Genomic DNA, 25714 nt, shown 5'->3' with positions numbered 1-25714 from the left:
CGGCGTCGCCACCGACGTCGCCGCCGACATCGCGACGGGACGCGCGCGCCCGCCGGGCACGGCGGGCATAGCATTGCTCGACGTGTCGGACATCGCGGACGCTGCCAAACGGCTCCTCATCGGGCGCCCCGTGCGCAGCGAGAACCTGGGGCACACCCTCCTGCCCAAGCGGATCGCCCTGCCGGTCTTCGCCTCCGACGCGCTGTCGTCGGTCGCGTACGCCCCGGACGAGATCCTCCTGACCCTGGCGGTCGCCGGCATCGCCGCGACGACGATCTCCCCGTGGGTGGGTCTCGGCGTCGTCGTCGTGCTGCTCGTGGTGGTGTCGTCCTACCGCCAGAACGTGCGCGCCTACCCCTCCGGCGGTGGCGACTACGAGGTGGCGACGACGAACCTCGGGCCGTCGGCCGGCATCGGCGTCGCGTCGGCCCTGCTCGTCGACTACGTCCTCACCGTGGCGGTCTCGATCTCGTCGGGGGCCCAGTACGCGGCCTCCGCCCTGCCGTTCCTCCGCGGCCACGAGGTGCTGTTCGCCGTGGCGGTCGTCGTGATCCTCACGGTGATGAACCTGCGGGGCGTGCGCGAGTCGGGCACGGTCTTCGCGATCCCCACCTACTGCTTCATGGCTCTCGTCGGCCTCCTCGCCGTCGTCGGGGCGATCCGGTTCTTCGCCGGCGACCTGCCGCTGGCCGAGAGCGCCGGCTTCGAGATGACGCCCGAGGCGGGCTTCGACCAGGGGCTCACCGGCCTGGCGGGCGCGTTCCTCCTGGCCCGGGCCTTCGCCTCGGGCTGTGCCGCCCTCACCGGCGTGGAGGCGATCAGCAACGGCGTCCCGGCGTTCCGGAAGCCCAAGTCGCGCAACGCGGCCACCACCCTGGCCCTGCTGGGCGGCATCTCCGCCACGATGATGATCTCGATCCTGCTGCTCGCTCAGGCCACCGGCGTGAAGTACGTGGAGGACGCGCACGAGCAGCTCACCGCCGGCGGGCAGCCGCTGCCGTCCGACTACAACCAGCACCCCGTGCTCAGCCAGCTCGCGGAGGCCGTCTTCCAGGGCTTCACCCCCGCGTTCGTGGCGATCTCGATCGTCACGGGGCTGATCCTCGTGCTCGCGGCGAACACGGCGTTCAACGGCTTCCCCGTGCTCGGCTCGATCCTCGCCAAGGACGGCTTCCTGCCGCGCCAGCTGCACACGCGCGGCGACCGGCTCGCGTTCTCCAACGGGATCATCACGCTCGCCGTCGCGGCGATCGTCCTCATCGTGGCGTTCGACGCGCAGGTCACGCGCCTCATCCAGCTGTACATCGTCGGTGTGTTCGTGTCGTTCACGCTCTCGCAGCTCGGCATGCTGCGGCACTGGACGCGGGCGCTGCGCAAGGAGCCCGACCCCGCCGAGCGTGCCCGCATGCAGCGTTCCCGGATCGTCAACGGCGTCGGCTTCGTGATGACGGCGACCGTGCTCGTCATCGTGCTGGCGACGAAGTTCACGCACGGCGCGTGGATCACCCTCCTGGCGATGGGCGTGCTCTTCGCGCTGATGAAGGCGATCCGCGCCCACTACGCCCGGGTGCGCACCGAGCTCGAGCTCGACGACGTGGCCGGGGCGCGTGCCCTGCCCAGCCGCGTCCACGCGATCGTGCTGGTCTCCAAGATCCACAAGCCGACGATGCGCGCCGTGGCGTACGCGCGGGCGTCGCGCCCGTCGGTGCTCGAGGCGGTGACCGTCGGCGTGGACGCCGAGGAGATCGCGGAGCTGCGCGCGAGGTGGGAGGCGTTGGACCTCCCGGTGCCGCTCCGCGTCCTCGACTCGCCCTTCCGGGAGATCACGCGGCCGGTGCTGAAGTACGTGCGCTCCGTGCGGCGTGACTCGCCGCGCGACCTGGTGGTCGTCTACATCCCCGAGTACGTCGTCGGGCACTGGTGGGAGCAGCTGCTGCACAACCAGTCGGCCCTGCGCCTCAAGGGGCGGCTGCTGTTCACGCCCGGCGTGGTGGTGGCGTCGGTGCCGTGGCAGCTCTCGTCGTCGGCCGGCCAGACCGGGCTGGAGGGGACGTCGCCCCGCGGTCCGCGGTTCTGACCGGTGTCCTGACCGTGTTCTGACTGGGCCGCGCGCGGGGGAGAATGGTGCCCATGCCCCGACCTCGCCGTTCCGCGCCGCGCCCCCGTCCCACCACACCGGACCCCGAGGTGGGCCGGGAGGTCGAGCTCGAGATCGGCCCTGTCGCGCACGGCGGGCACTGCGTCGCGCGGCTCGACGGCCGCGTCGTCTTCGTACGCCACACGCTGCCCGGCGAGCGCGTCCGCGCACGCGTCACGGAGACCGGCAGCCGGTTCTGGCGCGCCGACGCGTTCGACGTCCTCGAGGCGTCGCCGGACCGCGTCCCGTCCGCCTGGCCCGAGGCCGGCCCGGGCGGGGTCGGCGGAGGCGAGCTCGCCCACGTGGCGCTGCCCGCGCAGCGCCGCTGGAAGGCCGCCGTCCTCGTCGAGCAGCTGCAGCGGCTCGCGAGGCTCGAGCGCGACGTCGTGGTGGAGGGGGCGCCCGGGGACGACGAGCGCGGCGGGCTCGGCTACCGCACCCGCGTCGACCTCGTGGCCGACGCCGACGGCCGGGCCGGGATGCGGCGCTTCCGCTCGCACGACGTGGTGCCGCTCGACGGCATGCCGCTCGCGACCGAGGCGGTCGCGGCGCTCGCGGACGCCGAGGACGTGTGGAGCCGCCGCTGGCGGCCGGGCGCCCGCCTCGAGCTGGTGGCACCGGCCGACGGCGCGGACGCCCTGCTCCTGGTCGACGAGGTGCCGTCGCGTCGCGGCCGCGCGGACACCCGCCCGAACGCCCGCCGGTCGGTCACCGAGACGGTGCGGGCGGGCGGCGCCGAGCACCGCTACCGCGTGGCGGGCGACGGGTTCTGGCAGGTGCACCGGGCGGCGCCCGACCTGCTCGCCGGCGCCGTGCTCGACGCCGTGCACGCGACCCCGGGCGGCCTCGACGGGGCGACCGTGCTCGACCTCTACTCCGGTGCGGGCCTGTTCACCGTGCCGCTCGCCGCGGCCGTGGGTGGCTCGGGCCGCGTCGTCGCCGTCGAGGGCGACGCCCGCGCCGTGAAGGACGCACGCCGCAACGCCCACGACCTGCCGCAGGTCGAACTGCACCTCGGCGCCGTCGACCGTGTCCTGGCCGACGGCGACGCGACCGGCGCGGACGTGGGCGCCGCGGACGTCGTCGTGCTGGACCCGCCGCGCGCCGGCGCCGGCCGGACCGTCGTCGACGCGATCGCCGGCCGCGGCCCGCGGCGCGTCGTCTACGTCGCCTGCGACCCCGCGGCGCTCGCCCGCGACGTCGCGTACCTCGCCGGGCACGGGTACGAGCTCACCGGGCTGCGCGCCTTCGACCTGTTCCCGATGACGCATCACGTCGAGGCGGTCGCGGTCCTCGACCGCTGACGGGTGTCGTCCCCGGGTCAGGGGTGACGAGCGGCCGTGGACGCGAAGCCGAGCCACGTGTGCCGGTTGCGCCACCAGCACCAGCCGACCTTGGGGGCGCCGCGCCGCTCGCTGCCGTCACGGCCGGTCCCGTTCGAGATCCACACGGCGGGGGTGCGCGCGTCGTAGGTCCCGTCCGGCCGGCGCAGCCGGGAGCCGATCGTCATGAAGCAGAGGTTCCGGGCGAGGACGTCGGGGGACTGCAGCACCCAGTGGATCCCCTCGGCGAGGGTGAGCGGGCTGCGACCCTGCGCGGCGATCGCCGGCTCCGCCTCCTCGGGCGACCAGTTCGCCATCTCGTCGCCCCGGTCGGGGCCGGCGACGGCGTAGACGTCGGCGTCCGGCACGTCGACGCCGGGCACGGGCACGAAGTCGTCCGCGTCGGTCATGTCGACGACGACGAAGCCCGCGCGCTCCACGGCGCGTCCGCGGACCGTCGTCGTGCGGCGCAGGTGCCCGGCGAGGGCGGACGGCGGCAGGACGCGCGGGTGGACCACCAGGAGCGACCCGGCCGGGGCCGTGCGCTCCAGCGCCGCGGCGGCGTCGCGCAGCGCGGCGGGGGAGAGCGCCTGCGGGGGCACGACGTCGCGCGCCAGGAGGAGCTCGGCCTGCGCGGTGAGCGAGGGCAGCCGGGGCGGGCCGCCGGTCGCGACAGCGGCGCGGGCGTCGGACGGGGCGGCAGAGGTCGTGGGCGTGCGCGACGGCATGGGCGTCCTTCCGGTCGAGGGCAGCAGCACAACGCGCTGGCCACGACGGTTGTTCCCGTGCGCCGTACGGAAATCTGCCCGCGCACCGGGCCGGGGGACCTGACGCCGAGATATCTTGACGTCAAGATATATGGGCTATGCTGAGCAGGTGCCCGGCGTACGCTGGGCGGAGCCCCCCAGAACCACGGCGTCGGAACCGTCGCGCCGCAGCGCGCACGGTGCCCTCGCCGGCCAGCCCCGCAGAAGGAGCCGCAGTGAGCAGCGTGGACACGTTCGGATCGAAGGGAACGCTGGAGGTCGGCGGGAAGGCCTACGAGATCTTCCGCCTCTCCGCCGTCGAGGGCGCCGAGCGCCTCCCGTACTCCCTGAAGATCCTCGCCGAGAACCTCCTGCGCACCGAGGACGGCGCCAACATCACGGCCGATCACGTGCGCGCCCTCGCGTCCTGGGACCCGGACGCCCAGCCCGACACGGAGATCCAGTTCACGCCCGCCCGCGTGATCATGCAGGACTTCACCGGCGTGCCCTGCGTCGTCGACCTCGCCACGATGCGCGAGGCCGTCGCGGAGCTCGGCGGCGACCCGAAGCGGATCAACCCGCTCGCCCCCGCCGAGATGGTCATCGACCACTCCGTGCAGATCGACGTCGCCGGCCGTGCGGACGCCTTCGCCCGCAACGTCGAGTTCGAGTACGAGCGCAACCACGAGCGCTACCAGTTCCTGCGCTGGGGCCAGACGGCGTTCGACGACTTCAAGGTCGTCCCGCCGGGCACCGGCATCGTGCACCAGGTCAACATCGAGTACCTGGCGCGCACGATCATGACCCGCGAGGTGGAGGTCGACGGGCAGAGCGTGCTGCGCGCCTACCCCGACACCTGCGTCGGCACCGACTCGCACACCACGATGGTCAACGGCCTCGGCGTGCTGGGCTGGGGCGTCGGCGGCATCGAGGCCGAGGCGGCCATGCTCGGCCAGCCGGTGTCGATGCTCATCCCGCGCGTCGTCGGCTTCAAGCTGTCGGGCTCCATCCCGGCCGGCGTGACCGCCACCGACGTCGTGCTCACGATCACCCAGATGCTGCGCCAGCACGGCGTCGTCGGGAAGTTCGTCGAGTTCTACGGCGCGGGCGTCGCCCAGGTGCCGCTGGCCAACCGCGCCACCATCGGCAACATGAGCCCCGAGTTCGGCTCGACCGCCGCGATCTTCCCGATCGACGACGTCACCCTCGACTACCTGCGCCTCACGGGCCGCAGCGACGAGCAGCTCGCGCTCGTCGAGGCGTACGCCAAGGAGCAGGGCCTGTGGCTCGACCCGAGCTCGGCGTCCTACGTCGAGCCGAGGTTCTCGGAGTACCTCGAGCTGGACCTCGGCACCGTCGTGCCGTCGATCGCCGGCCCGAAGCGCCCGCAGGACCGCATCGAGCTGTCGCACGCCAAGTCGGCGTTCGCCCGCGACCTGCCGGCCTACGCCCCCGAGGTCATCGACTCCGTGGACGAGGCCGAGAAGGAGTCCTTCCCGGCCTCCGACTCGCCGTCCACCCACGCCCAGGTGCGTCGCACCGTGCCGGTGACGGACAGCGAGGGCAAGCAGTTCGACCTGTTCCACGGCGCGGTCGCGATCGCGTCGATCACGTCGTGCACCAACACGTCGAACCCGTCCGTCATGCTCGCGGCGGCGCTCCTGGCCAAGAAGGCCGTGGAGAAGGGCCTCGTGTCGAAGCCCTGGGTCAAGACGTCCATGGCGCCCGGCTCGCAGGTCGTGACCAACTACTACGAGAAGGCCGGCCTCTGGCCCTACCTCGAGAAGCTCGGCTTCCACCTGGTCGGCTACGGCTGCGCCACCTGCATCGGCAACTCCGGCCCGCTGGACGAGAAGATCTCGGAGTCGGTCAACGAGCACGACCTCGCTGTCGTCTCGGTGCTGTCCGGCAACCGGAACTTCGAGGGCCGCATCAACCCCGACGTGAAGATGAACTACCTGGCGTCGCCGCCGCTGGTCATCGCGTACGCGCTCGCGGGCACGATGGAGTTCGACTTCGAGTCCGACCCGCTGGGCCGCGACGAGGCCGGCGACCCGGTGTTCCTGCGGGACATCTGGCCGACGCCGGAGGAGGTCCAGGCCACGATCGACGCCTCGATCGACCGCGACATGTTCACCAAGGACTACGCGGACGTCTTCACCGGCGACGAGCGGTGGCGCGCGCTGGAGACCCCGGAGGGCGACACGTTCTCCTGGGACGGCGAGTCCACCTACGTCCGCAAGCCCCCGTACTTCGAGGGCATGGGCGCCGAGCCGTCGCCGGTCACCGACATCTCCGGCGCCCGCGTGCTGGCGAAGCTGGGCGACTCGGTCACGACCGACCACATCTCGCCCGCCGGCTCCATCAAGGCGGACAGCCCGGCCGGCAAGTACCTGGCCGAGCGCGGCGTGGGCCGCCGCGACTTCAACAGCTACGGCTCGCGCCGCGGCAACCACGAGGTCATGATTCGCGGCACGTTCGCGAACATCCGCCTCAAGAACCAGCTGCTCGACGGCGTCGAGGGCGGCTTCACGTTCAACTTCGTGAAGAACGCCCAGGACACCATCTACGACGCGGCGCAGGACTACGCGGCGCAGGGCACCCCGCTGGTCGTGCTCGGCGGCAAGGAGTACGGCTCCGGCTCCTCGCGCGACTGGGCCGCCAAGGGCACCGCGCTGCTGGGTGTCAAGGCCGTCATCACCGAGTCGTTCGAGCGCATCCACCGCTCCAACCTCATCGGCATGGGCGTGCTGCCGCTGCAGTTCCCGGCCGGCGAGAACGCCGAGTCGCTGGGCCTCGACGGCACCGAGACGTTCGACATCGCGGGCATCACCGCGCTGAACGACGGCGCCACCCCGGAGGCGGTCAAGGTCACCGCCGCCAAGGCGGACGGCTCGACCGTCGAGTTCGACGCCGTGGTGCGCATCGACACGCCCGGTGAGGCGGACTACTACCGCAACGGCGGCATCCTGCAGTACGTGCTGCGCTCGCTCGTCGCCTGACGGGCCCCGCACCGACGGCGCCCCGTCCCTCCCGCGCGGAGGGGCGGGGCGCCGTCGTCCGTCACGGCGTGACGGCGGGCAGGGGCGCCGTGACGTGCGCGACGACGGCCGCCACGACCGCCGGGTCGTCGAGCACCCGGTTGTGGCCGAGGCCGCGGGTGGTGAGGAGCGTGCTGCCCGGCACCGCCGCGTGCAGGAGGGGCGCGCCCGTGGGCAGCGACATGCGGTCGTCGTCGTCCTGGACGAGCAGCGTCGCGACGCGCTCCGGGACGGGGTGCGCGACGAGGTCGATCCGGGAGCGGACGTCGCGCACGCCGCCCGGGAAGGTGCGCTCGACGTGGTCGCAGAACCGGTCGTGCAGCCCGGCGGGCATCCCGACCAGGCGCAGGAAAGACTCCGCGATCGCGTCGAAGCCGGTCATCGCGGCCACCGAGACGAAGCGGTCGACGGGCAGTCCGTCGGCGAGGGAGAGCCCGGCCGCGAGGGCGCCCAGGGAGTGCCCGACGACGGCGGTGAACGGCCCCTCGGCGTCGTGCACGGCCCGGATCGCCGCCATGTGCTCGAGGGCTGACATGCGCCGGCCGCTCGACGCGCCGTGGGCGACGCCGTCGAACGACACGACGCCCAGGCCGGCCGCCTCGAGTGACGTGACGAGCCCCGCGAACCGCGAGGCCCGGCTCTTCCAGCCGTGCACGAGGAGCACGGTGGGCGCCCGGGGGTCGCCCCACCGGTAGGTCACGACGCGCTCGCCGTCGACGTGGACCGCGCCCCGGCGGGCGCGCTCGTGCACGGCGCGGTCGGCGGGTCGGACGTCGGCGGGCGGGCCGACGTACCAGAACGCCCGGGCGGCGACCCGGACCGCGAGCGGGGGAGCGACGGCGGACAGCGCGCGCAGGCCGGCGCTGACAGGGGCGGGGACGTAGGGCACGACGACCTCCAGGTGAGGGCCACGAGATATCTGAACGAACGTTCGCACAGTAACACTGAACGAACGGTCGTACACTCATCCCGTGAGCACCGAGACGCCGACCACCCCGACAGGCCGCTCGACCCACGCCCCGACGGGCGACCCGGGCGACGCGCCGACCGACGGCCGCCGCGTGCGTGGGGACCGGTCCCGCCGCGCCGTCCTCGACCTCGCCGTCCAGGACGCGTCGGTCCGCGGGCTCGAGGCCCTCACGCTCGGCTCCCTGGCCGCGCGGCTGCCGGTCAACAAGAGCGGTATCGCAGGCCTGTTCGGCGGCAAGGAGGGCCTGCAGCTCGCGGCCGTGGAGCACGCCCGGGGCATGTTCGTCGAGGCCGTCGTCGAGCCCGCGCGGGTGGCGGGGCCGGGGCTGGCCCGGCTGTGGTCGCTGGTGCGGTGCTGGTCGGACTACTCCCGCCGCCGGGTGTTCGCGGGCGGCTGCTTCTTCCGCACGGTGGAGGTCGAGTTCGACACGCAGGACGGGGTGGTGCGCGACGCGGTCGTCACGGCACACCGCGACTGGACGTCCTACCTGCGCCGGCACGCGGAGCTGGCGGTGGAGGTCGGGGAGCTCGCGGCCGGCACCGACGTCGACCAGCTCGCCTTCGAGATCACGGCGATGCTGAACGCCGCCAACGACGGCTCGCTGCTGCTCGGCGACGACGCCGTCTACGACCGCGCGCTCGCGGCCGTGCGGGGGGCGCTCGTGGCCCGCGGCGCGGACCCGGCGGCCGTCGCCGCGGGCTGACGGCCGTCGGTGGGGTCAGCGCGGCGCCGACGTCGGGTCGCCTCCCTCGCGCGCCCGCAGCCCGTACGTCCCCGTCGTGAGCGTGGCGTAGGACGCGGCGACGATCTCCTCCAGGACGCCGAGGTCCACCTGCGTGAGGTCCTTGAGGTAGAGGCAGCCGACGGCGGTGGTGTGCGGGCCCAGGCGGGCGAGGGCGTCGGCGTGCGCCTCGACGCCGTCGGAGAGGTAGACGACCGACGCCGCCGCCCGCGGGGAGAACCCGGCGGCGGCCGCGTGGCCCGTGCGCCCGCTGGCGTAGGCGTACCGGTACTCGCCGAACCCCACGATCGAGGTGCCGAACATCCGCGCGGGCTGCCCGGTGGCACGCTCCATCAGCGCGAGCAGCGTCTCCGCGTCCCTCCGGCGCGCGGAGCGCGCGACGGCGGCGACGACCGCGCGCGGGTCGGCGTCGCTCCAGGTGGTCTTCTGCGTGTCGCGGGCCATGCCTCGAGTCTGCCGCAGCGATGCCGTCCGCCGCTCAGGCAGCGCCGTCGAGCAGCGCCGCGAGGGCGTGCCGGCCGATCGGCACCATGCGGGGGTGCTGCTCGGGGTGCACGAGCATGTTCGTCGCGTACAGCAGCGACCAGCCCGCGGCGCGCGCCCACGTCGCCTCGTCCCAGCCGCTGCCGCCGTTGGCCAGGGCCTGGATCTCGGCCCGGCAGGCGGCCCGGCCCTCGTCGTCGAAACACAGCCACAGCGACCCCAGGTCGGAGGCGGGGTCGCCGGACGTCACGTCGCCCCAGTCGACGACGGCGGCCAGCCGGTCCGCCCGCCCGCCCGCGCCGGGCGCCACGACGAGGTTCGCGGGGTGCGGGTCGCCGTGCAGCCACACCGGCGGGCCGTCGGACGCGGGGGCGTCCAGCGCACGCTCCCAGACGCGGCGTGCCGCCCCCCGGGCCTCCGCCGGGACCACCGCCAGACGCTCGTCGAGGGCGGCGGGTTCGCGCGCCTCGGCACGCTCGCGCAGGGGCACCCCGCGCACCGGGTTCGGCGGCGCGCCCTCCGGGGCGGGGGTGTGCACCGCGGCGAGGAGCCGGCCGAGCGTGCCCGCCCAGGCGGTGCGGGCGGCCACGGACGTCGCCTCCGCGCTCACCCCGTCCGCCCACGGCACGACGTTCCAGGGCCACGGGTAGCCGAGCGCGGTGCTCGGTCGCCCGACACGGACGGGCACAGGCACGACGACGTCGGGCGCCGCCGCGCGGAGCCGGGCGGCCAGCGCGGGGAGCGCCCGCTGCTCGTGCTCGACGAGAGGCGCGGCCAGGGCGCGCCGTGGCAGCCGCACCGCCAGGTCGTCGCCGAGCCGCACCATGACGTTGTCCCAGCCGTGGGCGACGATCTCCAGCGGACGGTCCGCCAGGTCGGGGTGCTGCTCGGCGAGCAGCGCGCGGGTCAGGCGGACGTCGACGTCGATCTCGGCGGCAGGCACCCGGGCATCATCCCAGGCGACGGGGTCGACGACGGCGCGGGCGTCAGCGGCTCAGAGTTCGCGCTCGCGGGAGTGGTCCCACGGCTCGGTCCACCCGAGGCGGTCGAACGCGGCGTCGAGGATCCCCGCGGTGAAGCCCCACACCAGGTGGGGCACGCCCGCGCCGTCGAGCACCTCGAAGCCGGGCCCGCGCCAGGTGCGCCCGGCGCGGTGCAGCACCGTCGTGACCCGGTGCTCCGGGTCCAGCAGGTCGGCGACGGGGGCGCGGAAGACGTGCGCCGACTCGGCGACGTCGACCACGCGCACCGGCGTGGGCCGCGCCCACCACCCGAGCACGGGCGTGACCAGGTGGTTGCTCACCGGCATCGGGAGCTGGGCGAGCGTGCCGAGCACCTCGACCCCGGCGGCGTCGAGCCCGGTCTCCTCGACCGCCTCGCGCAGCGCGGCGTCGACGGGGTCCTCGCCGTCCTCCGCGCGCCCGCCGGGGAACGCGACCTGCCCGGCATGCGAACGCAGCGTCTCCGCCCGCTCCAGGAGCAGGACGTCGAGGTCGTGAGCGACGGCGAGGGCCTGGGCGTCGTGGTCGGCGGCGAGGGCGTCCAGCACCCCGAAGAGCACGAGGACGGCCGCGGGGCGCGCGGACGCGGCGTCCAGGTCGCCCCGCGCCAGCCCCCAGTCGGACAGGAAGCGGCGGTCTGCCGCCAGTGCAGCGAGCTGGGCGCGCGCGGCGGCCGTCCCCCTCACGGCCGGCTCACCAGCTCGTGGCGACCGGCATGCCCTCGGCGTAGCCGGCGGCGGACTGCACGCCGACCAGCGCGCGCTCGTGGAACTCCCCGAGCGTGCGCGCCCCGGCGTACGTGCAGCTGGAGCGCAGGCCCGAGGTGATCTCGTCGAGCAGGTCCTCGACGCCCGGGCGCAGCGGGTCGACGTACATCTTCCCGGTGGAGATGCCCTCCTCGTAGAGGGCCTTGCGCGCGCGGCCGAAGGCGGTGCCCGCCCCGGCGGTGCGCGCCGCCACGGCCCGCGCGGAGGCCATGCCGAACGAGTCCTTGTACAGGCGGCCCGTGCCGTCGTCGTGCAGGTCGCCGGGCGACTCGTACGTGCCGGCGAACCACGAGCCGACCATCACCTGCGACGCGCCGGCGGCCAGCGCCAGCGCGACGTCGCGGGGGTGGCGAACGCCGCCGTCGGCCCACACGTGCTTGCCGAGCTCGCGCGCTGCAGCCGCGCACTCGAGCACGGCGGAGAACTGCGGGCGGCCCACGGCGGTCTGCATGCGCGTGGTGCACATCGCGCCCGGCCCGACGCCGACCTTGAGGATGTCGGCGCCCGCGGCGACGAGGTCGCGCACGCCGGCGGCGGTCACGACGTTGCCGGCCACGACCGGCACCTGCGGGTCGACGGAGCGGACGGCCTCGAGGGCCTGCAGCATCTTCGACTGGTGACCGTGCGCGGTGTCGACGACGAGCACGTCCACCCCCGCGTCGAGCAGCTCGCGGGTCTTGGCGGCCACGTCGCCGTTGATGCCGACGGCCGCGCCGATCCGCAGCCGGCCGGCGGCGTCGAGCGCGGGCCGGTACACGGACGAGCGCACGGCGCCCTTGCGGGTGAGGACGCCCGCCAGGACGCCGTCGCGCACGACGGGCGCGAGGTGGATCTTGGCGGCGTGCATGCGCTCGAACGTGGCTTCGAGCCCCTCGGCGTCGATCGCCGCGGCGTCGAGCGCGACGACGTCGTCCGACATCACCTGGTGCACCTGGGCGAACCGGTCGACGGCGGCGCAGTCGCCCTCCGTGACGACGCCCACGGGCTTGCCGTCGGCCACCACGACCGCCGCGCCGTGCGCGCGCTTGCCCAGCAGCGTCAGCACCGTGGAGACGGTGTCCGTGGGCGCCACGACGACGGGCGTCTCGATGACCGGGTCCTTGGACTTCACGTCGGCCACGACGTCGGCGACGACGTCGACCGGGATGTCCTGCGGGATGATCGCGATGCCGCCGCGGCGGGCGACCGTCTCGGACATCCGGCGGCCCGCGACGGCCGTCATGTTCGCCACGACGACCGGGATCGTCGTCCCCGTGCCGTCGTCGGTGGAGAGGTCGACGTCGAAGCGGCTGGTCACGTCCGAGCGGGACGGGACCATGAAGACGTCGCCGTAGGTGAGGTCGGTGGTGGGCTGCTGCCCGTCGAGAAAGCGCACAGGTGTCCCCTGAGAGGTGTGTCGGGAGAGGACGAGCTTCCTGGGTCGTCCCTCTGCCGAACGCTCGCCGGCGGTCACGTGTTCCCGTCGGCAGGGTCGAAACTACCCCGTGCGGCGCCGGTACGTGGGGCGCGACGGTTCGTGGGACGCTGCGGACCGCCTATTGTGGTGTGGCTATGAACGGGGAGGAACGCATGAGCCTGCTGAGCACCATCGGCTCGCCCGAGGACGTCCGCCGGCTCTCGCCGGAGCAGACGACGCGGCTCGCGGCGGAGATCCGGGCCTTCCTGGTCGACCAGGTGTCGCGCACCGGAGGGCATCTGGGGCCGAACCTGGGCGTCGTCGAGCTGACGATCGCGCTGCACCGCGTCTTCGCCTCCCCGCGGGACACCCTCGTGTTCGACACGGGCCACCAGGCATACGTGCACAAGCTCCTCACGGGCCGGCAGGACTTCTCCGCGCTGCGCAAGGCGGGCGGCATGTCCGGCTACCCCTCGCGCGCCGAGTCCGAGCACGACGTCGTCGAGAACTCGCACGCCTCCACCGCGCTGTCGTGGGCCGACGGCGTGGCCAAGGCCAACGCCGTGCAGGGGCACCCGGAGCGGCACGTCGCCGCCGTCATCGGCGACGGCGCGCTCACGGGCGGCATGGCCTGGGAGGCGCTGAACAACATCGCGGCGTCGCAGGACCGCCGGCTCGTCATCGTCGTCAACGACAACGGGCGCTCCTACTCGCCGACGATCGGCGGCGTGGCCAACCACCTCGACACCCTGCGGACCACCCGCGGCTACGAGGCGTTCCTGTCGTGGGGCAAGCGCACGCTGCACCGCACGGGCGCGCCCGGCCGCTTCGCGTACGACTGGCTGCACGGGCTGAAGAAGGGCATCAAGGACGTCGTCGCGCCGCAGGGCATGTTCGAGGACCTCGGCCTGAAGTACGTCGGCCCGGTCGACGGGCACGACGTCGCGGCGATGGAGCAGGCGCTGCGCCGGGCCAAGGCCTACGGCGGGCCCGTGATCGTGCACGCCATCACCGAGAAGGGTCGCGGCTACACCCCGGCCGAGCAGGACGTCGCCGACCGTTTCCACGCCGTCGGTCAGATCCACCCCGAGACCGGCCTGCCCGTCGCGCCGTCGCGGTTCGGCTGGACCAAGGTCTTCGCCGACGAGATCGTGAAGATCGGCCGCGACCGGCCCGACGTCGTCGCCATCACCGCGGCGATGCTGCACCCGGTGGGCCTGGCGCCGTTCGCGCAGGAGTTCCCGGACCGCACCTTCGACGTGGGCATCGCCGAGCAGCACGCCGCGACCTCGGCGGCCGGCATGGCCTTCGCCGGGCTGCACCCGGTGGTCGCCGTCTACGCCACGTTCCTCAACCGCGCCTTCGACCAGGTGCTCATGGACGCCGCGCTGCACCGGGCGGGCGTGACGTTCGTGCTCGACCGGGCCGGGATCACCGGCGACGACGGGGCCAGCCACAACGGCATGTGGGACATGGCGATGCTGCGCATCGTCCCCGGGCTGCGGCTCGCCGCCCCCCGCGACGAGCCCACCCTGCGCGCAGCCCTGCGCGCGGCGGTGGACGTCGACGACGCGCCGACCGTCGTGCGCTACCCCAAGGGCGCGCTCTCCGACCCGCTCCCGGCCCTCGAGTCGCTCGACGGTGTCGACGTGGTGGCCCGGCACCCGTCCGCCCCCGGCGCGGACGGACGCAAGGTCCTCGTCGTGGGCGTGGGCTCGATGGTGGGCACGGCGCTCGCGGCGGGCGAGTCCCTGGCCGCGCACGGCCTGGCGGTCGACGTCGTCGCGCCGACGTGGGTGCTGCCGGTGCCCGAGGCGCTGGTGAAGCTGTCCGGCGAGCACGACCTCGTGCTCACGATCGAGGACGGCGTCGTCGACGGCGGGGTCGGCGCCATGACCGCCCAGCGGGCGGGGGAGCAGGGCGTGCGCACGCCGTTCGTGCACGTCGGCCTCCCGGTGGCCTTCCTCGACCACGCGAGCCGCGACCAGATCCTCGGCCAGCAGCGGATGCGGGCCGAGGACGCAGTGCGGGACGCCCTCGCCGTGCTCGCCCGGGACTGACGCCACCCGCCACGGGGCCCGCGCGGCGAGACGGCCGGGTGCGACCGCGCCCCGGCCGTTAGCCTCCCGTCATGATCTGGCTCCTCGACCTCGACAACACCCTGGTGGGCCGCGCCGAGGCGTTCGAGGCGTGGGCGTCGGGCGAGGTCGACAGGGCCGGGCTGGGTCCCGCCGATCTGGGCGCGATCCTCGCCGCCGACGAGGGCGGGCACGGCTCCAAGGAGGCGCTCGCGCGGGTGCTGATCGACCGCCTCGGCTGGGACGACGACGTCCCCGCCGCGATCCGGCGGTTCCGCGCCGGCATCCTCGACGGCGTCCGGGTGTACGACGGGGTCCTCCCGGCCCTCGACGCGCTGCGTGGCGCGGGTCACCGGGTCGCCGTCGTGACCAACGGGACGTCGGCCCAGCAGCGCGGCAAGATCGCGCGCTGCGGCCTCGGCGACCACGTCGACGCCGTCGTGGTGTCCGGGGAGGAAGGTGTCGCCAAGCCCGACCCGCGCCTGCTCGAGATCGCCCTCGAGCGACTGGGTGCGGCGGACGCGGACCGGCGCCAGGTCTGGATGGTCGGCGACGCCGGGCACGCCGACGTCGCGGCCGGGCGCGCGGCGGGCACGCGCACGGCGTGGGTCTCCCACGGTCGGTCGTGGGACGGGCCGGACCGGCCCGACGTCGTCGCGCCGACGACCCGCGCGGCCCTCGCGCTCGCGACGTCCCCTCCCGGCGTCGTCCTGGACTGAACCCGCGACCGGTTCGGCGGTGTCTGCGACGTCACAGCCGCTCGGCATCGCTTGTGAAGGCATTCACGAATAGGCTGTGGTCATACCTCAGAAGGAGGGGGCTCCCTATGACCACCGACGCGGCACCCACCACGACCACCGCCTGGACGGGCTTCACCCCGGGACCGTGGTGCGACGGCACCGACGTGCGCGACTTCATCCAGCGCAACTACACCCCGTACACGGGCGGCGACGGGTTCCTCGCGGGACCGACGGCGCGCACCACGGCGGTGTGGGAGCAGCTCTCGGCGATGTTCCCGGCCGAGCGCGAGAAGGGTGTCTACGACGTCGACCCGCACACGCCGGCGGGCATCACCGCGCACGGGCCGGGCTACATCGACCGGGACGCGGAGCTGATCGTCGGCCTGCAGACCGACGCCCCGCTCAAGCGCGCGATCATGCCGAACGGCGGCTGGCGCATGGTCGAGGGTGCGCTGAAGACCTACGGCTACCCGGTGGACGAGGACCTCAAGAAGGTCTTCTCCGAGTACCGCAAGACGCACAACCAGGGCGTCTTCGACGTCTACCCGCCGAACGTCCGCGCCGCCCGCAGCTCGCACGTCATCACCGGCCTGCCGGACGCCTACGGGCGCGGACGCATCATCGGCGACTACCGCCGCGTGGCCCTGTACGGCGTCGACCAGCTGGTCGCCGCGAAGAAGGTCGACAAGCTCGGCCTCGACGTCCAGCCGTTCAGCGAGTCCGTCGTGCGCGAGCGCGAGGAGCACGCGGAGCAGATCCGCGCGCTGGGCGAGCTCAAGGAGATGGCCGCGTCGTACGGGTACGACATCTCGGGCCCGGCGACGACGGCGCGCGAGGCCGTGCAGTGGCTCTACTTCGGCTACCTCGCCGCGGTGAAGGAGCAGAACGGCGCCGCGATGTCGCTCGGCCGCACGTCGACCTTCCTCGACGTCTACATCGAGCGCGACCTGGCCGCCGGGCGGCTCACCGAGCCCGAGGCGCAGGAGATCGTCGACGACTTCGTCATCAAGCTGCGGATCGTGCGCTTCCTGCGCACCCCCGAGTACGACGCGCTGTTCTCCGGCGACCCGACCTGGGTCACCGAGACCATCGGCGGGATGGGCGAGGACGGCCGGCCCCTCGTCACGAAGAACTCGTTCCGCTTCCTGCAGACCCTGTACAACCTGGGCCCGGCGCCCGAGCCGAACATGACGGTCTTCTGGAGCCCTCGGCTGCCCGCGGGGTTCAAGGAGTTCTGCGCCAAGGTGTCGATCGACACGTCCGCGGTGCAGTACGAGTCGGACGAGCAGATCCGCCCCGCGTGGGGCGACGACGCCGCCATCGCGTGCTGCGTCTCGCCGATGGCCGTCGGCAAGCAGATGCAGTTCTTCGGCGCCCGCGTGAACCTCGCCAAGGCGCTGCTGTACGCGATCAACGGCGGCAGGGACGAGGTCACCGGGAAGCAGGTCTCGCCGGCGTTCCCCGCCGTCGCGCCGGGGCTGCCGCTGGACTACGACGACGTTCGCGCCCGCTTCGACCGCACCATGGACTGGCTCGCCGAGACGTACGTCGAGGCGCTGAACTGCATCCACTGGTCGCACGACAAGTACGCGTACGAGCGGCTCGAGATGGCCCTCCACGACAAGGACGTGCTGCGCACCATGGCCTGCGGCATCGCCGGCCTGTCCGTCGCGGCGGACTCCCTCTCGGCCATCCGGTACGCCACCGTCACCCCGGTGACCGACGAGCGCGGCATCGTCGTCGACTACGAGACGGACGGCGACTGGCCCGCCTACGGCAACGACGACGACCGCGTCGACGCCATCGCCGTCGAGCTGGTCGAGTCGTTCATGGCGAAGATCCGCAGCCACCGGATGTACCGCGACGCGGTGCCCACGCAGTCGGTGCTGACGATCACGTCCAACGTGGTCTACGGCAAGGCGACCGGGAACACGCCGGACGGCCGCCGCGCAGGGGAGCCCTTCTCGCCCGGCGCCAACCCGATGAACGGCCGCGACACGCACGGCATGCTCGCCTCGGCGCTGTCCGTCGCGAAGCTGCCCTACGACCAGGCGCAGGACGGGATCTCGCTGACCAACACCGTCGTGCCGTCCGGCCTCGGCCGCACCCGCGAGGAGCAGGTCGCGAACCTCGCCGGCCTGCTCGACGCCTCGGTGGGCGCCGACGGCTACCACATGAACGTCAACGTCCTCGTGCGCGAGACGCTCGAGGACGCGATGGAGCACCCGGAGAAGTACCCGCAGCTCACGATCCGCGTCTCCGGCTACGCGGTGAACTTCGTGCGGCTGACCCGCGAGCAGCAGCTCGACGTGCTGTCGCGGACCTTCCACGGGGGGCTCTGACCATGACTGCCGGCCCGGCGTTGCTGGACGCCCCCTCCCGGCGCCGGGCCGGCGCCGGCCTCGGGGGAATCAGGTCCGTGGGGAGCGAGACCGTGGACACCGCTGAGGTGGGCCGCTCCGACCGCCTGGCGCTGATGCGCTCGGGGGAGCTCGGCTCGGTGCACTCCTGGGAGCTCGTGACCGCCGTCGACGGCCCGGGGACGCGGCTGACGGTGTTCCTCAGCGGCTGCCCGCTGCGCTGCCTGTACTGCCACAACCCCGACACCCTGGCGATGAAGGACGGCGAGCCGGTCCTCGCCGAGGACCTGCTGGCCCGCGTGGCGCGCTACCGCGGCATCTTCTCCGCGACGGGCGGCGGCGTCACGCTCTCGGGCGGCGAGGTGCTCATGCAGCCCGCGTTCGCCGCGCGGGTCCTGCGCGGAGCGAAGCAGCTCGGGGTGCACACGACGCTCGACACCTCGGGCTTCCTCGGCGCCAACGCGACCGACGCGATGCTCCACGACACGGACCTGGTGCTGCTCGACATCAAGGCGGGCGACGAGGAGACCTACCGGCGCGTGACGGGACGCTCCCTGGCGCCCACGCTCCGCTTCGGCCGCCGCCTCGCCGAGCGCGGCGTCACGGTCTGGGTGCGGTTCGTCCTCGTGCCCGGCCTCACCGACGACCCGGAGAACGTCGTCGCCGTCGCCCGGCACGCGGCGGACATCGAGGCCGTGCGCCCCGGCACGGTCGAGCGCGTCGAGGTGCTGCCGTTCCACCAGATGGCCCGCGACAAGTGGGCCGAGCTCGGGCGCACCTACGAGCTCGACGGCACCGAGCCGCCGACGCCGGAGGCGACCGAGGCCGTGCGCGACGTCTTCCGCGCCCACGGGCTGACGACGTACTGAGTCGCTAGCGTGGTCGGCATGGCGACGACACCCGACCGTGCCGACGAGGACGCCCCGCTGCGCCCCCTCGACGAGACCTGGACGACGGCGCTCGCGGTGGTGGCGCACCCCGACGACATGGAGTTCGGCGCGGCCGCGGCCGTCGCCCGCTGGACGGGCCAGGGCAAGCGGGTCGTCTACAGCATGGTGACCAGCGGCGAGGCCGGGATCGACGGCATGCACCCCGACGAGGCGCGCCGGGTGCGCGAGGCCGAGCAGATCGCCTCCGCGAGGGCCGTCGGCGTCGAGGAGGTCGAGTTCCTCGGGTTCGCCGACGGGGTGATCGAGTACGGCCTGCCGCTGCGCCGGGCGATCGCGGGCGCCGTGCGCCGGCACCGGCCGGAGGTCGTCATCACCGGCAACTACCGCGAGACCTTCCCCGGCGGGATGCTCAACCAGGCCGACCACGTCGCGACCGGGCGCGCCGTCGTCGACGCGGTGCGCGACGCCGGCAACCGGTGGGTCTTCACCGAACAGCTCGAGGCCGAGGGGTTCCAGCCGTGGGGCGGCGTGCGTCAGGTGTGGGTCGCCGGGTCGCCCGACGCGGGGCACGCGGTCGACGTCACCGACACGTTCGACGCCGGCGTCGCGTCGCTGCGGGCCCACGCCGCCTACCTGGACGGTCTCGGGTGGGAGCACTTCGACCCGGCCGAGTTCCTCGCCCGGATGACGTCGGCCACGGGGCCGCGCCTCGGCGTGCAGCACGCGACCCCGTTCGAGGTGCTCCGCATGGGCTGGGACGACTGACGCGGGACCGCACGCTCAGGCGTGGGTGACCTCGACGGCGCGGTCCACGACGGCGCGCAGGTCGCCCGACTCCGCGTGCCACGCGCGCTGCCGTGCCGCACCGCCGCCCCCGGCCCACAGCCGTCCGAGGAGCTCGGTGACCGCGTCCAGGTCGCCGTCGTCGGCGAGCGCCGCGCGCACGTGCGCCACGAGCTGCCCGACGACGTCGTGCGCGGGGGCGGGCTGCCACGTGTGCGGCGACAACAGCTCCGTCGAGAGCCCCGAGCGACCTGCGCGCCACGAGGCGGTGCGCAGCAGCTCGGGCCGCAGCACCGGCGCGGCGAGCCCTTCCGAGGCCTCGCGAGCCGCCGTCTCGACGAGTCCGCGGGCGAGGGCGCCCAGCAGGGTGGCCGTGTCGGCGTCGAGGCAGACGTCGGCGACGCGGATCTCGACGGTGGGGTAGCGGGAGGAGAGCCGGGCGTCGAAGTACACCATGTTCTGGTCGAGGATCGTCCCGGTGGCGACGAGGTCGTCGACCGCCTGCCGGTAGCCCTCCGGCGACCCGAAGGAACGGGCCGGCCCGGACGTGGGCCAGCGCGCCCACACCTGGGAGCGGTAGCTGGCGAAGCCGGAGTCCTCGCCCTGCCAGAAGGGCGAGTTCGCGCTCAGCGCGAGCAGCACGGACAGCCACGGCCCGATGCGGTCGAGGACGGCCACGCCCTCGGCGTCGTCGGCCACGGCGACGTGCACGTGGCAGCCGCTGGTGAGCTGCTCGCGGGCCGTGAGGCCGAACGCCGCCCGCGCCTCCAGGTAGCGCAGCCGCGCCACCGTCGTGCCCTCGAACGGCCACGGGGACGTGGCCAGCGCCGCGACGCGCACCCCGACCCGGTCGGCCGCCGCCTGGGCGCGCTGCCGGCCCGCGCGGACCTCCGCGGCGAGGTCGGTGAGCTCGTGGCGCGGGTGGGTCGCCGTCTCGAGCTGTTCCTCCATGAACTCGGTCTCGAGCGCGCCTCCGCCGGTCTCGGGAGACCTCGTCAGGTCGACGCCGGAGGCGTCGAGCGCCTCGCTGGCCCGTGCGACCGGCCTTCCGTCGTCCCCGACCAGCAGGAACTCCTCCTCGATACCCATGGTCCGCTTCATGCGGGGAAGTCTCACACGCGTGCGTGATCGTCGCGCACTTCCGCCGGCTCCCGGGACTTCGCGGCGAGGACGTCCCGGGCGTCGGGCGCTGCCCTCCCTCCTACCGAGGCGTCGTCCCGCCCCGTGATATTCCCCTCGGTATCCTGGCGGCGGCACCGAGGCCGGTCGCGAAGGAGCACCCGGATGACGGTCAGAGGCAAGGACTTCGACGGCGCGCTCGACCGCGCCGTGCTCCACGCGCGCGCCTGGCTCGACGACGTGGGGGAGCGGCCCGTCCCGCCGCGCGCCGACGCGGACGCCGTCGGGCGGACGTTGCCCGGGCCGCTGCCCGATCAGGGGCTCGCGCCGGCGGGCGTGGTCGACGAGCTCGCCGCCCGGGTCGAGCCCGGCCTGATGGCGATCGGGTCGGGCCGGTTCTTCGGCTGGGTCATGGGCGGCACCCTGCCCGCGGCGCTGGGCGCCGACTGGCTCGTGAGCGCCTGGGACCAGAACGCGGGGATGCGGTTCTCCACGCCGGGCGTCGTCGCGGTCGAGGAGGAGGCGGGACGGTGGGTGCTCGACGCGCTCGGCCTGCCCGCGGGCTCCGACGTGGGCTTCGTGACCGGCGCGACGACGGCGAACCTCACCGGGCTGGCCGCGGCGCGCGGTGCGGTGCTCGCCCGCGCGGGGTGGGACGTCCACGAGCGGGGCCTGACGGGCGGCCCTCCGGTGCGCGTGCTGGTCGGTGCCGAGCGCCACGACTCCGTCGATCTCGCGCTGCGCTACCTCGGGCTCGGCGCCCCGACGGAGGTGGCGGCCGACGACCAGGGCCGGCTGCGCACGGACTCCCTCGCCGCCGCGCTCGCCGAGGGGTCGCCCGGGACGCCGACGATCGTGGCCCTGCAGGCCGGCAACGTGCACTCCGGGTCCTTCGACCCCTTCGCGGAGGCGATCCCGCTCGCGCACGACCACGGCGCCTGGGTGCACGTCGACGGCGCGTTCGGCCTCTGGGCGGCCGCGACACCCGGCCTCGTTCACCTCGTGCGTGGGATCGAGGGCGCGGACTCCTGGGCGACCGACGCGCACAAGACCCTGAACGTGCCCTACGACTGCGGCGTCGCCGTCGTGGCTGACCCTGCCTCCGTGCGCGCCGCGTTCGGCGTGCACACGGCGTACCTCGTGGACGCGCCCGGCCCCGGCAACCCCTACGACAAGGCGCCCGAACTCTCGCGGCGTGCCCGCGGCGTGCCCACCTGGGCCGCGCTGCGTTCCCTCGGGCGGGAGGGGTTGGCTCGGCTCGTCGGAGGGCTGGCGGATCGCGCCCGGGCGATCGCCGAGGGCGTGGCGCGCATCGACGGCGTGCAGGTGGTCAACGACGTCGTCTACACCCAGGTGTGCCTCGCGCTGGACGACGACGCCCTGACGCGGGCGGCCGGCGTGCGGCTCCTCGCCGACGGCGAGACATGGATCTCCGGCTCCCGGTGGCGCGGCCAGGACGTCCTGCGGGTCTCGGTGAGCAACTGGTCCACGGACGAGGACGACGTCGCGAGGACGGTCGAGGCGGTCCGGCGCGCGGTCCGAGGCCCGGCCTCGTCGTAGTCCACGGCGCAGGTCTGCGGGTCGAGGCACGCTCCGGTGGCCCGGTCCCGACGAGGGACCGGGCCACCGGAGCGTCCTGAGCCGTGGGGCTCGGGTCTCCGAGGAGGGCGTGTCAGGCGACGGCCTCGGGGACGTTCGCGGCGCCGTCGGGCAGGATCCGGCGGCCCAGGACCTTCACCGAGTACCCGGCGCGGTCGAGGTACGGCGTGATGCCGCCGGTGTGGAAGCCCCACCCGGCGCCGAGGATCATGCACAGGTCGATCTGCTGCGGCCCGGCGACCACGCCCTCGTCGAGCATGTGGCCGATCTCGACCGTCAGCGCCGTGAGCACGGAGTCCAGCACGCCCGCGGCGTCGAGCACCGGGGTGCCGTGCCGGCCCTGCTCGCCTGCCGGGAGCACCTCGCCGAAGACGGCCTGGATCGCCGGGTCGACCGGCTTGGGCAGCCCGGGGGCCGGACGGTCGAGCACGACGCGCGTGCCGTCGGCGACGAGCTTCTCCAGGCCGGGGGAGGTCGGGAACCGGTCGCCCAGGTCCTCGCGCAGCGAGGTGAGCACGTGCAGGCCGACGGCCGGGCCGACGAGGTCGAAGAGCTCGAAGGTCGGCATCGGGAAGCCCAGCGGCGCCAGCGCGGTGTCGGCCACCTCGACGGACGTGCCGTTCTCGATGGCCTCGACGACCTTGCCCATGACGAGCACGAGCAGCCGGTTGACGACGAAGCCGGGCCGGTCGGCCACGAGCACCGCCGTCTTGCGCAGCTTCTTCGTGATGGCGAACGCCGTGGCCAGCGCCTCGTCGGAGGTCCGCTCGGCCTTGACGACCTCGACCAGCGGCATCTGGGCCACGGGGTTGAAGAAGTGGATGCCCACGACCCGCTCGGGGTGCTGGAGGTCGGCCGCCATCTCGGTGACCGACAGCGCGCTGGTGTTCGTCGCGAGGATCGTGTCCTCGCGGACGATGCCCTCGAGCTCGGCGAAGACCTTCTTCTTGAGGCCCATGACCTCGGTCACGGCCTCGACCACCACGTCGCAGGTGGCGAACTCGTCGATGTCGGTGGTGCCGTGCACGCTCGCGACGATGCGCGCGGCGGCCTCGGGCGCCATCCGTCCGCGGCCGACGAGCTTCTCGACCGTGGACCGGACGAAGCCGAGGCCCTTGTCGACCCGCTCCTGGTCCAGGTCGCGCATGACGACGGGCACGCCGAGGCGCTGCGCGACGAGCAGGGCGATCTGCGCGGCCATGAGGCCGGCGCCGACGATGCCGACCCGGGTGACCGGTCGGGCGAGGCTCTTGTCCGGGGCGCCGACGGGCTTCTTGCCGCCCGAGACGAGCTGGAAGGCGTAGACGCTGGCGCGCATCTCGTCGGACATGATGAGGTCGGCCAGCGCCCGGTCCTCGGCCGCGAAGGCCTCCGCGCGGGTGGCCGTGCGGGCCGCCGCGAGCAGGTCCAGGGCGCGGTACGGCGCCGGGCGAGAGCCCGCGACGTCGGCGTCGAGCCGCTGGCGCGTGGCCGCGACGACGGCGTCCCACACCGGCTGCGGGTCGAGCTCGCGGCGGGGAACCTCGACGTCGCCGCGCAGCACCCGCGACGCCCACAGGATCGACTGCTCGAGGAAGTCGGCAGGCTCGAGGAGCTGGTCCACCAGGCCGATCTGCGCGGCCTCGGCCGCCTTGAACGGCTTCTGCGTCGCGGGGCGCGTGAGGATGACGTCGACGGCCTTCTCGATGCCCACGAGGCGCGGCACGAGGTAGGCGCCGCCCCAGCCCGGGATGAGGCCGAGGCCGGTCTCGGGCAGACCGAGCGCGGGGGCGTCGGCCGACACCGTGCGGTAGTCGCAGTTGAGCGCGACCTCGAGGCCGCCGCCGAGTGCCAGCCCGTTGACGAACGCGAACGTGGGCACACCCATCGTGTGCAGCAGCTCGTAGGCGGCGTGGCCGGACCGGCCCAGCTCGAGCGCCTGCTCGTGCGAGGTGACGGTGGAGACCTGCAGCAGGTCGGCGCCCGCGGCGAGGAAGTACGGCTTGCCGGTGACGGCGACGGCGGCGATCTCCCCGCGGCCCGCGCGCTCCTGCAGAGCGGTCAGCGCCGCGGTGAGCTCGGCCATGCCCTCGGGGCCCAGGGTGTTGGGCTTGGTGTGGTCGAGGCCGTTGTCCAGCGTGACGAGCGCGAGGGTGCCCGCGCCGCCCGGGAGCTCGACGTCCCGGACGAGGGAGTGCGTGACGCGCTCGGCGCGGACGCCGGAGGTGTTCTCGGTCGTGTTCGAGGGCATCGTGGTCAGTTCTCCTCGTCCGTCGCGGTCGTCGCGGTGGTGTGGCCGGAGTAGTCGGCGTGGTGCGGGTTCTCCCAGATCACGGTGCCGCCCTGGCCCAGGCCCACGCACATGGTGGTGATGCCGTACCGGACCTCGGGGTGCTGCGCGAACTGGTGCGCGAGCTGCGTCATGAGGCGCACGCCCGAGCTGGCCAGCGGGTGGCCCATGGCGATGGCGCCGCCGTACGGGTTGACGCGCTCGTCGTCGTCGGCGATGCCGTAGTGGTCGAGGAAGCTCAGCACCTGCACGGCGAACGCCTCGTTGATCTCGAACAGGCCGATGTCGTCGATGGTCAGCCCGGCCTGGGCGAGCGCCCGGTCGGTGGCGGGGACCGGGCCGTAGCCCATGATCGACGGGTCGACGCCGGCGAACGCGGACGAGACCAGGCGCATCGCGACGGGCAGGCCCAGCTCGGCGGCGGTGTCGCCCGAGGCGAGCAGCGCGGCGGTGGCCCCGTCGGTCAGCGGGGACGCGTTGCCCGCGGTGACGCGGCCGCCCGGGCGGAACGGCGTCTTGAGGTTCGCGATGCCCTCGACGGTGGTGCCGGGGCGGGGGAGCTCGTCGGCGGTGGCCAGGCCCCAGCCCTGCTCGGCGGAGCGGACGGCGACCGGGACGAGCTCCGGGCCGACGTCGCCGTTGGCGAGCGCCTTGGCGTACTTGGCCTGGCTGTTGACGGCGTAGGCGTCCGCGCGCTCCTTGGTGAGGTGCGGGAACTTGTCGTGCAGGTTCTCCGCCGTGACGCCCATGTTGAGCGACTCGGGGTCCACGAGCTTCTCGGACAGGAAGCGCGGGTTCGGGTCGGCGTCGAAGCCCATCGGGTGGCGGCCCATGTGCTCCACGCCGCCCGCGATCACGACGTCGGCGCTGCCGGTCGCGATGCCGGCGGCGGTCGTCGTGACGGCCGTCATCGCGCCCGCGCACATCCGGTCGATGGCGAAGCCCGGGACGGTCTGGGGGAGGCCGGCCAGCATCCCCACGGTGCGGCCGAGGGTCAGGCCCTGGTCGCCCTGCTGGGTGGTGGCGGCGATGGCCACCTCGTCCACGCGCTCGCCCGGCAGCTCGGGGTGGCGGCGCAGCAGCTCGCGGACGGCCTTGACGACGAGGTCGTCGGCTCGGGTCTCGGCGTACAGGCCGTCGGGCCGGGCCTTGCCGAACGGCGTGCGCACGCCCTCGACGAAGACGACGTCGCGCAGCGCGCGGCGGGCCGGGTTCCGTGTGGTCATGGAAGCTCCATCCGCAGGCGGGGGTCGGGACTTCGGCGTCCGACG

General features: G+C 74.1%; 19 protein-coding genes. 10 read left to right on the top strand and 9 right to left on the bottom strand.

Translation table 11 applies throughout. The features are described from left to right. Positions 1-82: 82 nt before the first annotated feature. Entirely contained in the window at positions 83-2077 is a 1995-nt protein-coding gene (locus ACFCZN_RS06850; RefSeq protein ID WP_429763799.1) for an APC family permease, read from the top strand. 53 nt (positions 2078-2130) lie between these two features. After that, on the top strand, positions 2131-3441 hold the full coding sequence (locus ACFCZN_RS06845; protein ID WP_430556268.1) for a class I SAM-dependent RNA methyltransferase: 1311 nt from the start codon (positions 2131-2133) through the stop codon (positions 3439-3441). Positions 3442-3458: 17 nt separating this feature from the next. On the opposite strand, the gene ACFCZN_RS06840 is transcribed toward ACFCZN_RS06845, so the two are convergent. Further along, positions 3459-4187 carry a DUF5701 family protein gene (locus ACFCZN_RS06840; RefSeq protein WP_430556267.1) on the bottom strand — a complete coding sequence of 243 codons (729 nt, stop codon included), beginning with the start codon at positions 4185-4187 and terminating at the stop codon, positions 3459-3461. 254 nt (positions 4188-4441) lie between these two features. Here ACFCZN_RS06840 and acnA point away from each other — a divergent pair, with 254 nt between their 5' ends. After that, positions 4442-7207, top strand: a complete 2766-nt coding sequence (acnA, locus tag ACFCZN_RS06835; protein WP_430556266.1) for an aconitate hydratase AcnA — start codon at positions 4442-4444, stop codon at positions 7205-7207. Between the two features lie 61 nt (positions 7208-7268). On the opposite strand, the gene ACFCZN_RS06830 is transcribed toward acnA, so the two are convergent. Further along, entirely contained in the window at positions 7269-8135 is an 867-nt protein-coding gene (locus ACFCZN_RS06830; RefSeq protein WP_430556265.1) for an alpha/beta fold hydrolase, read from the bottom strand. 82 nt (positions 8136-8217) lie between these two features. Between ACFCZN_RS06830 and ACFCZN_RS06825 the strand changes: the two genes are divergently transcribed. Further along, positions 8218-8919 carry a TetR/AcrR family transcriptional regulator gene (locus tag ACFCZN_RS06825; protein WP_430556264.1) on the top strand — a complete coding sequence of 234 codons (702 nt, stop codon included), beginning with the start codon at positions 8218-8220 and terminating at the stop codon, positions 8917-8919. A gap of 15 nt (positions 8920-8934) precedes the next feature. Here the strand turns inward: ACFCZN_RS06825 and ACFCZN_RS06820 are convergent, their stop codons facing one another. The 4 genes from ACFCZN_RS06820 to ACFCZN_RS06805 are packed head-to-tail and all read right to left on the bottom strand — an operon-like array spanning position 8935 to position 12584. Then, complete coding sequence (locus ACFCZN_RS06820) at positions 8935-9402, bottom strand: DUF1801 domain-containing protein (RefSeq protein ID WP_430556263.1); 468 nt, start codon at positions 9400-9402, stop codon at positions 8935-8937. 34 nt (positions 9403-9436) lie between these two features. Beyond that, the gene (locus ACFCZN_RS06815) at positions 9437-10384 is read right to left on the bottom strand and encodes an aminoglycoside phosphotransferase family protein (RefSeq protein WP_429763724.1); all 948 of its coding nucleotides are present in this window, start codon (positions 10382-10384) and stop codon (positions 9437-9439) included. A gap of 51 nt (positions 10385-10435) precedes the next feature. After that, the gene (locus tag ACFCZN_RS06810; RefSeq protein ID WP_430556262.1) at positions 10436-11128 is read right to left on the bottom strand and encodes an NUDIX hydrolase; all 693 of its coding nucleotides are present in this window, start codon (positions 11126-11128) and stop codon (positions 10436-10438) included. A 7-nt stretch (positions 11129-11135) separates the two neighbouring features. After that, positions 11136-12584 (bottom strand): GuaB1 family IMP dehydrogenase-related protein, encoded by a 1449-nt coding sequence (locus ACFCZN_RS06805; RefSeq protein WP_429763721.1) that lies wholly within the window; start codon positions 12582-12584, stop codon positions 11136-11138. Positions 12585-12778: 194 nt separating this feature from the next. On the opposite strand from ACFCZN_RS06805, the gene dxs reads away from it, so the two are divergent. The 5 genes from dxs to ACFCZN_RS06780 all read left to right on the top strand — a co-directional run bounded on the left by dxs (position 12779) and on the right by ACFCZN_RS06780 (position 19438). Continuing rightward, positions 12779-14665 carry a 1-deoxy-D-xylulose-5-phosphate synthase gene (gene dxs / locus ACFCZN_RS06800; RefSeq protein WP_430556261.1) on the top strand — a complete coding sequence of 629 codons (1887 nt, stop codon included), beginning with the start codon at positions 12779-12781 and terminating at the stop codon, positions 14663-14665. Between the two features lie 71 nt (positions 14666-14736). Continuing rightward, positions 14737-15402: an HAD family hydrolase gene (locus tag ACFCZN_RS06795; RefSeq protein ID WP_430556260.1), complete on the top strand. Its 666-nt coding sequence runs from the start codon at positions 14737-14739 to the stop codon at positions 15400-15402. 107 nt (positions 15403-15509) lie between these two features. Beyond that, the gene (gene pflB, locus ACFCZN_RS06790) at positions 15510-17765 is read left to right on the top strand and encodes a formate C-acetyltransferase (RefSeq protein ID WP_430556259.1); all 2256 of its coding nucleotides are present in this window, start codon (positions 15510-15512) and stop codon (positions 17763-17765) included. Between the two features lie 2 nt (positions 17766-17767). Continuing rightward, on the top strand, positions 17768-18652 hold the full coding sequence (gene pflA / locus ACFCZN_RS06785; protein ID WP_430556258.1) for a pyruvate formate-lyase-activating protein: 885 nt from the start codon (positions 17768-17770) through the stop codon (positions 18650-18652). An 18-nt stretch (positions 18653-18670) separates the two neighbouring features. Then, on the top strand, positions 18671-19438 hold the full coding sequence (locus ACFCZN_RS06780; RefSeq protein ID WP_430556257.1) for a PIG-L deacetylase family protein: 768 nt from the start codon (positions 18671-18673) through the stop codon (positions 19436-19438). A 15-nt stretch (positions 19439-19453) separates the two neighbouring features. Here ACFCZN_RS06780 and ACFCZN_RS06775 read toward each other — a convergent pair whose 3' ends face one another. Beyond that, a complete protein-coding gene (locus ACFCZN_RS06775) occupies positions 19454-20557 on the bottom strand; it encodes a glutamate--cysteine ligase (protein ID WP_430556256.1) in 1104 nt (367 codons plus the stop codon). Between the two features lie 183 nt (positions 20558-20740). Between ACFCZN_RS06775 and ACFCZN_RS06770 the strand changes: the two genes are divergently transcribed. Beyond that, the gene (locus ACFCZN_RS06770; protein WP_430556255.1) at positions 20741-22135 is read left to right on the top strand and encodes a pyridoxal phosphate-dependent decarboxylase family protein; all 1395 of its coding nucleotides are present in this window, start codon (positions 20741-20743) and stop codon (positions 22133-22135) included. Positions 22136-22247: 112 nt separating this feature from the next. Here the strand turns inward: ACFCZN_RS06770 and ACFCZN_RS06765 are convergent, their stop codons facing one another. Next, entirely contained in the window at positions 22248-24404 is a 2157-nt protein-coding gene (locus ACFCZN_RS06765) for a 3-hydroxyacyl-CoA dehydrogenase NAD-binding domain-containing protein (RefSeq protein ID WP_430556254.1), read from the bottom strand. A 5-nt stretch (positions 24405-24409) separates the two neighbouring features. Then, positions 24410-25669, bottom strand: a complete 1260-nt coding sequence (locus tag ACFCZN_RS06760; protein WP_429763712.1) for a thiolase family protein — start codon at positions 25667-25669, stop codon at positions 24410-24412. Positions 25670-25714 lie beyond the last annotated feature (45 nt).

Origin of the sequence: Isoptericola sp. NPDC056134, from assembly GCF_042264825.1 — a bacterium.
GTDB classification, from domain to species: domain Bacteria; phylum Actinomycetota; class Actinomycetes; order Actinomycetales; family Cellulomonadaceae; genus Isoptericola; species Isoptericola nanjingensis.
The sequence above is the reverse complement of the archived record's forward strand: the minus strand, read 5'-3'. Positions and strand labels throughout refer to the sequence as shown.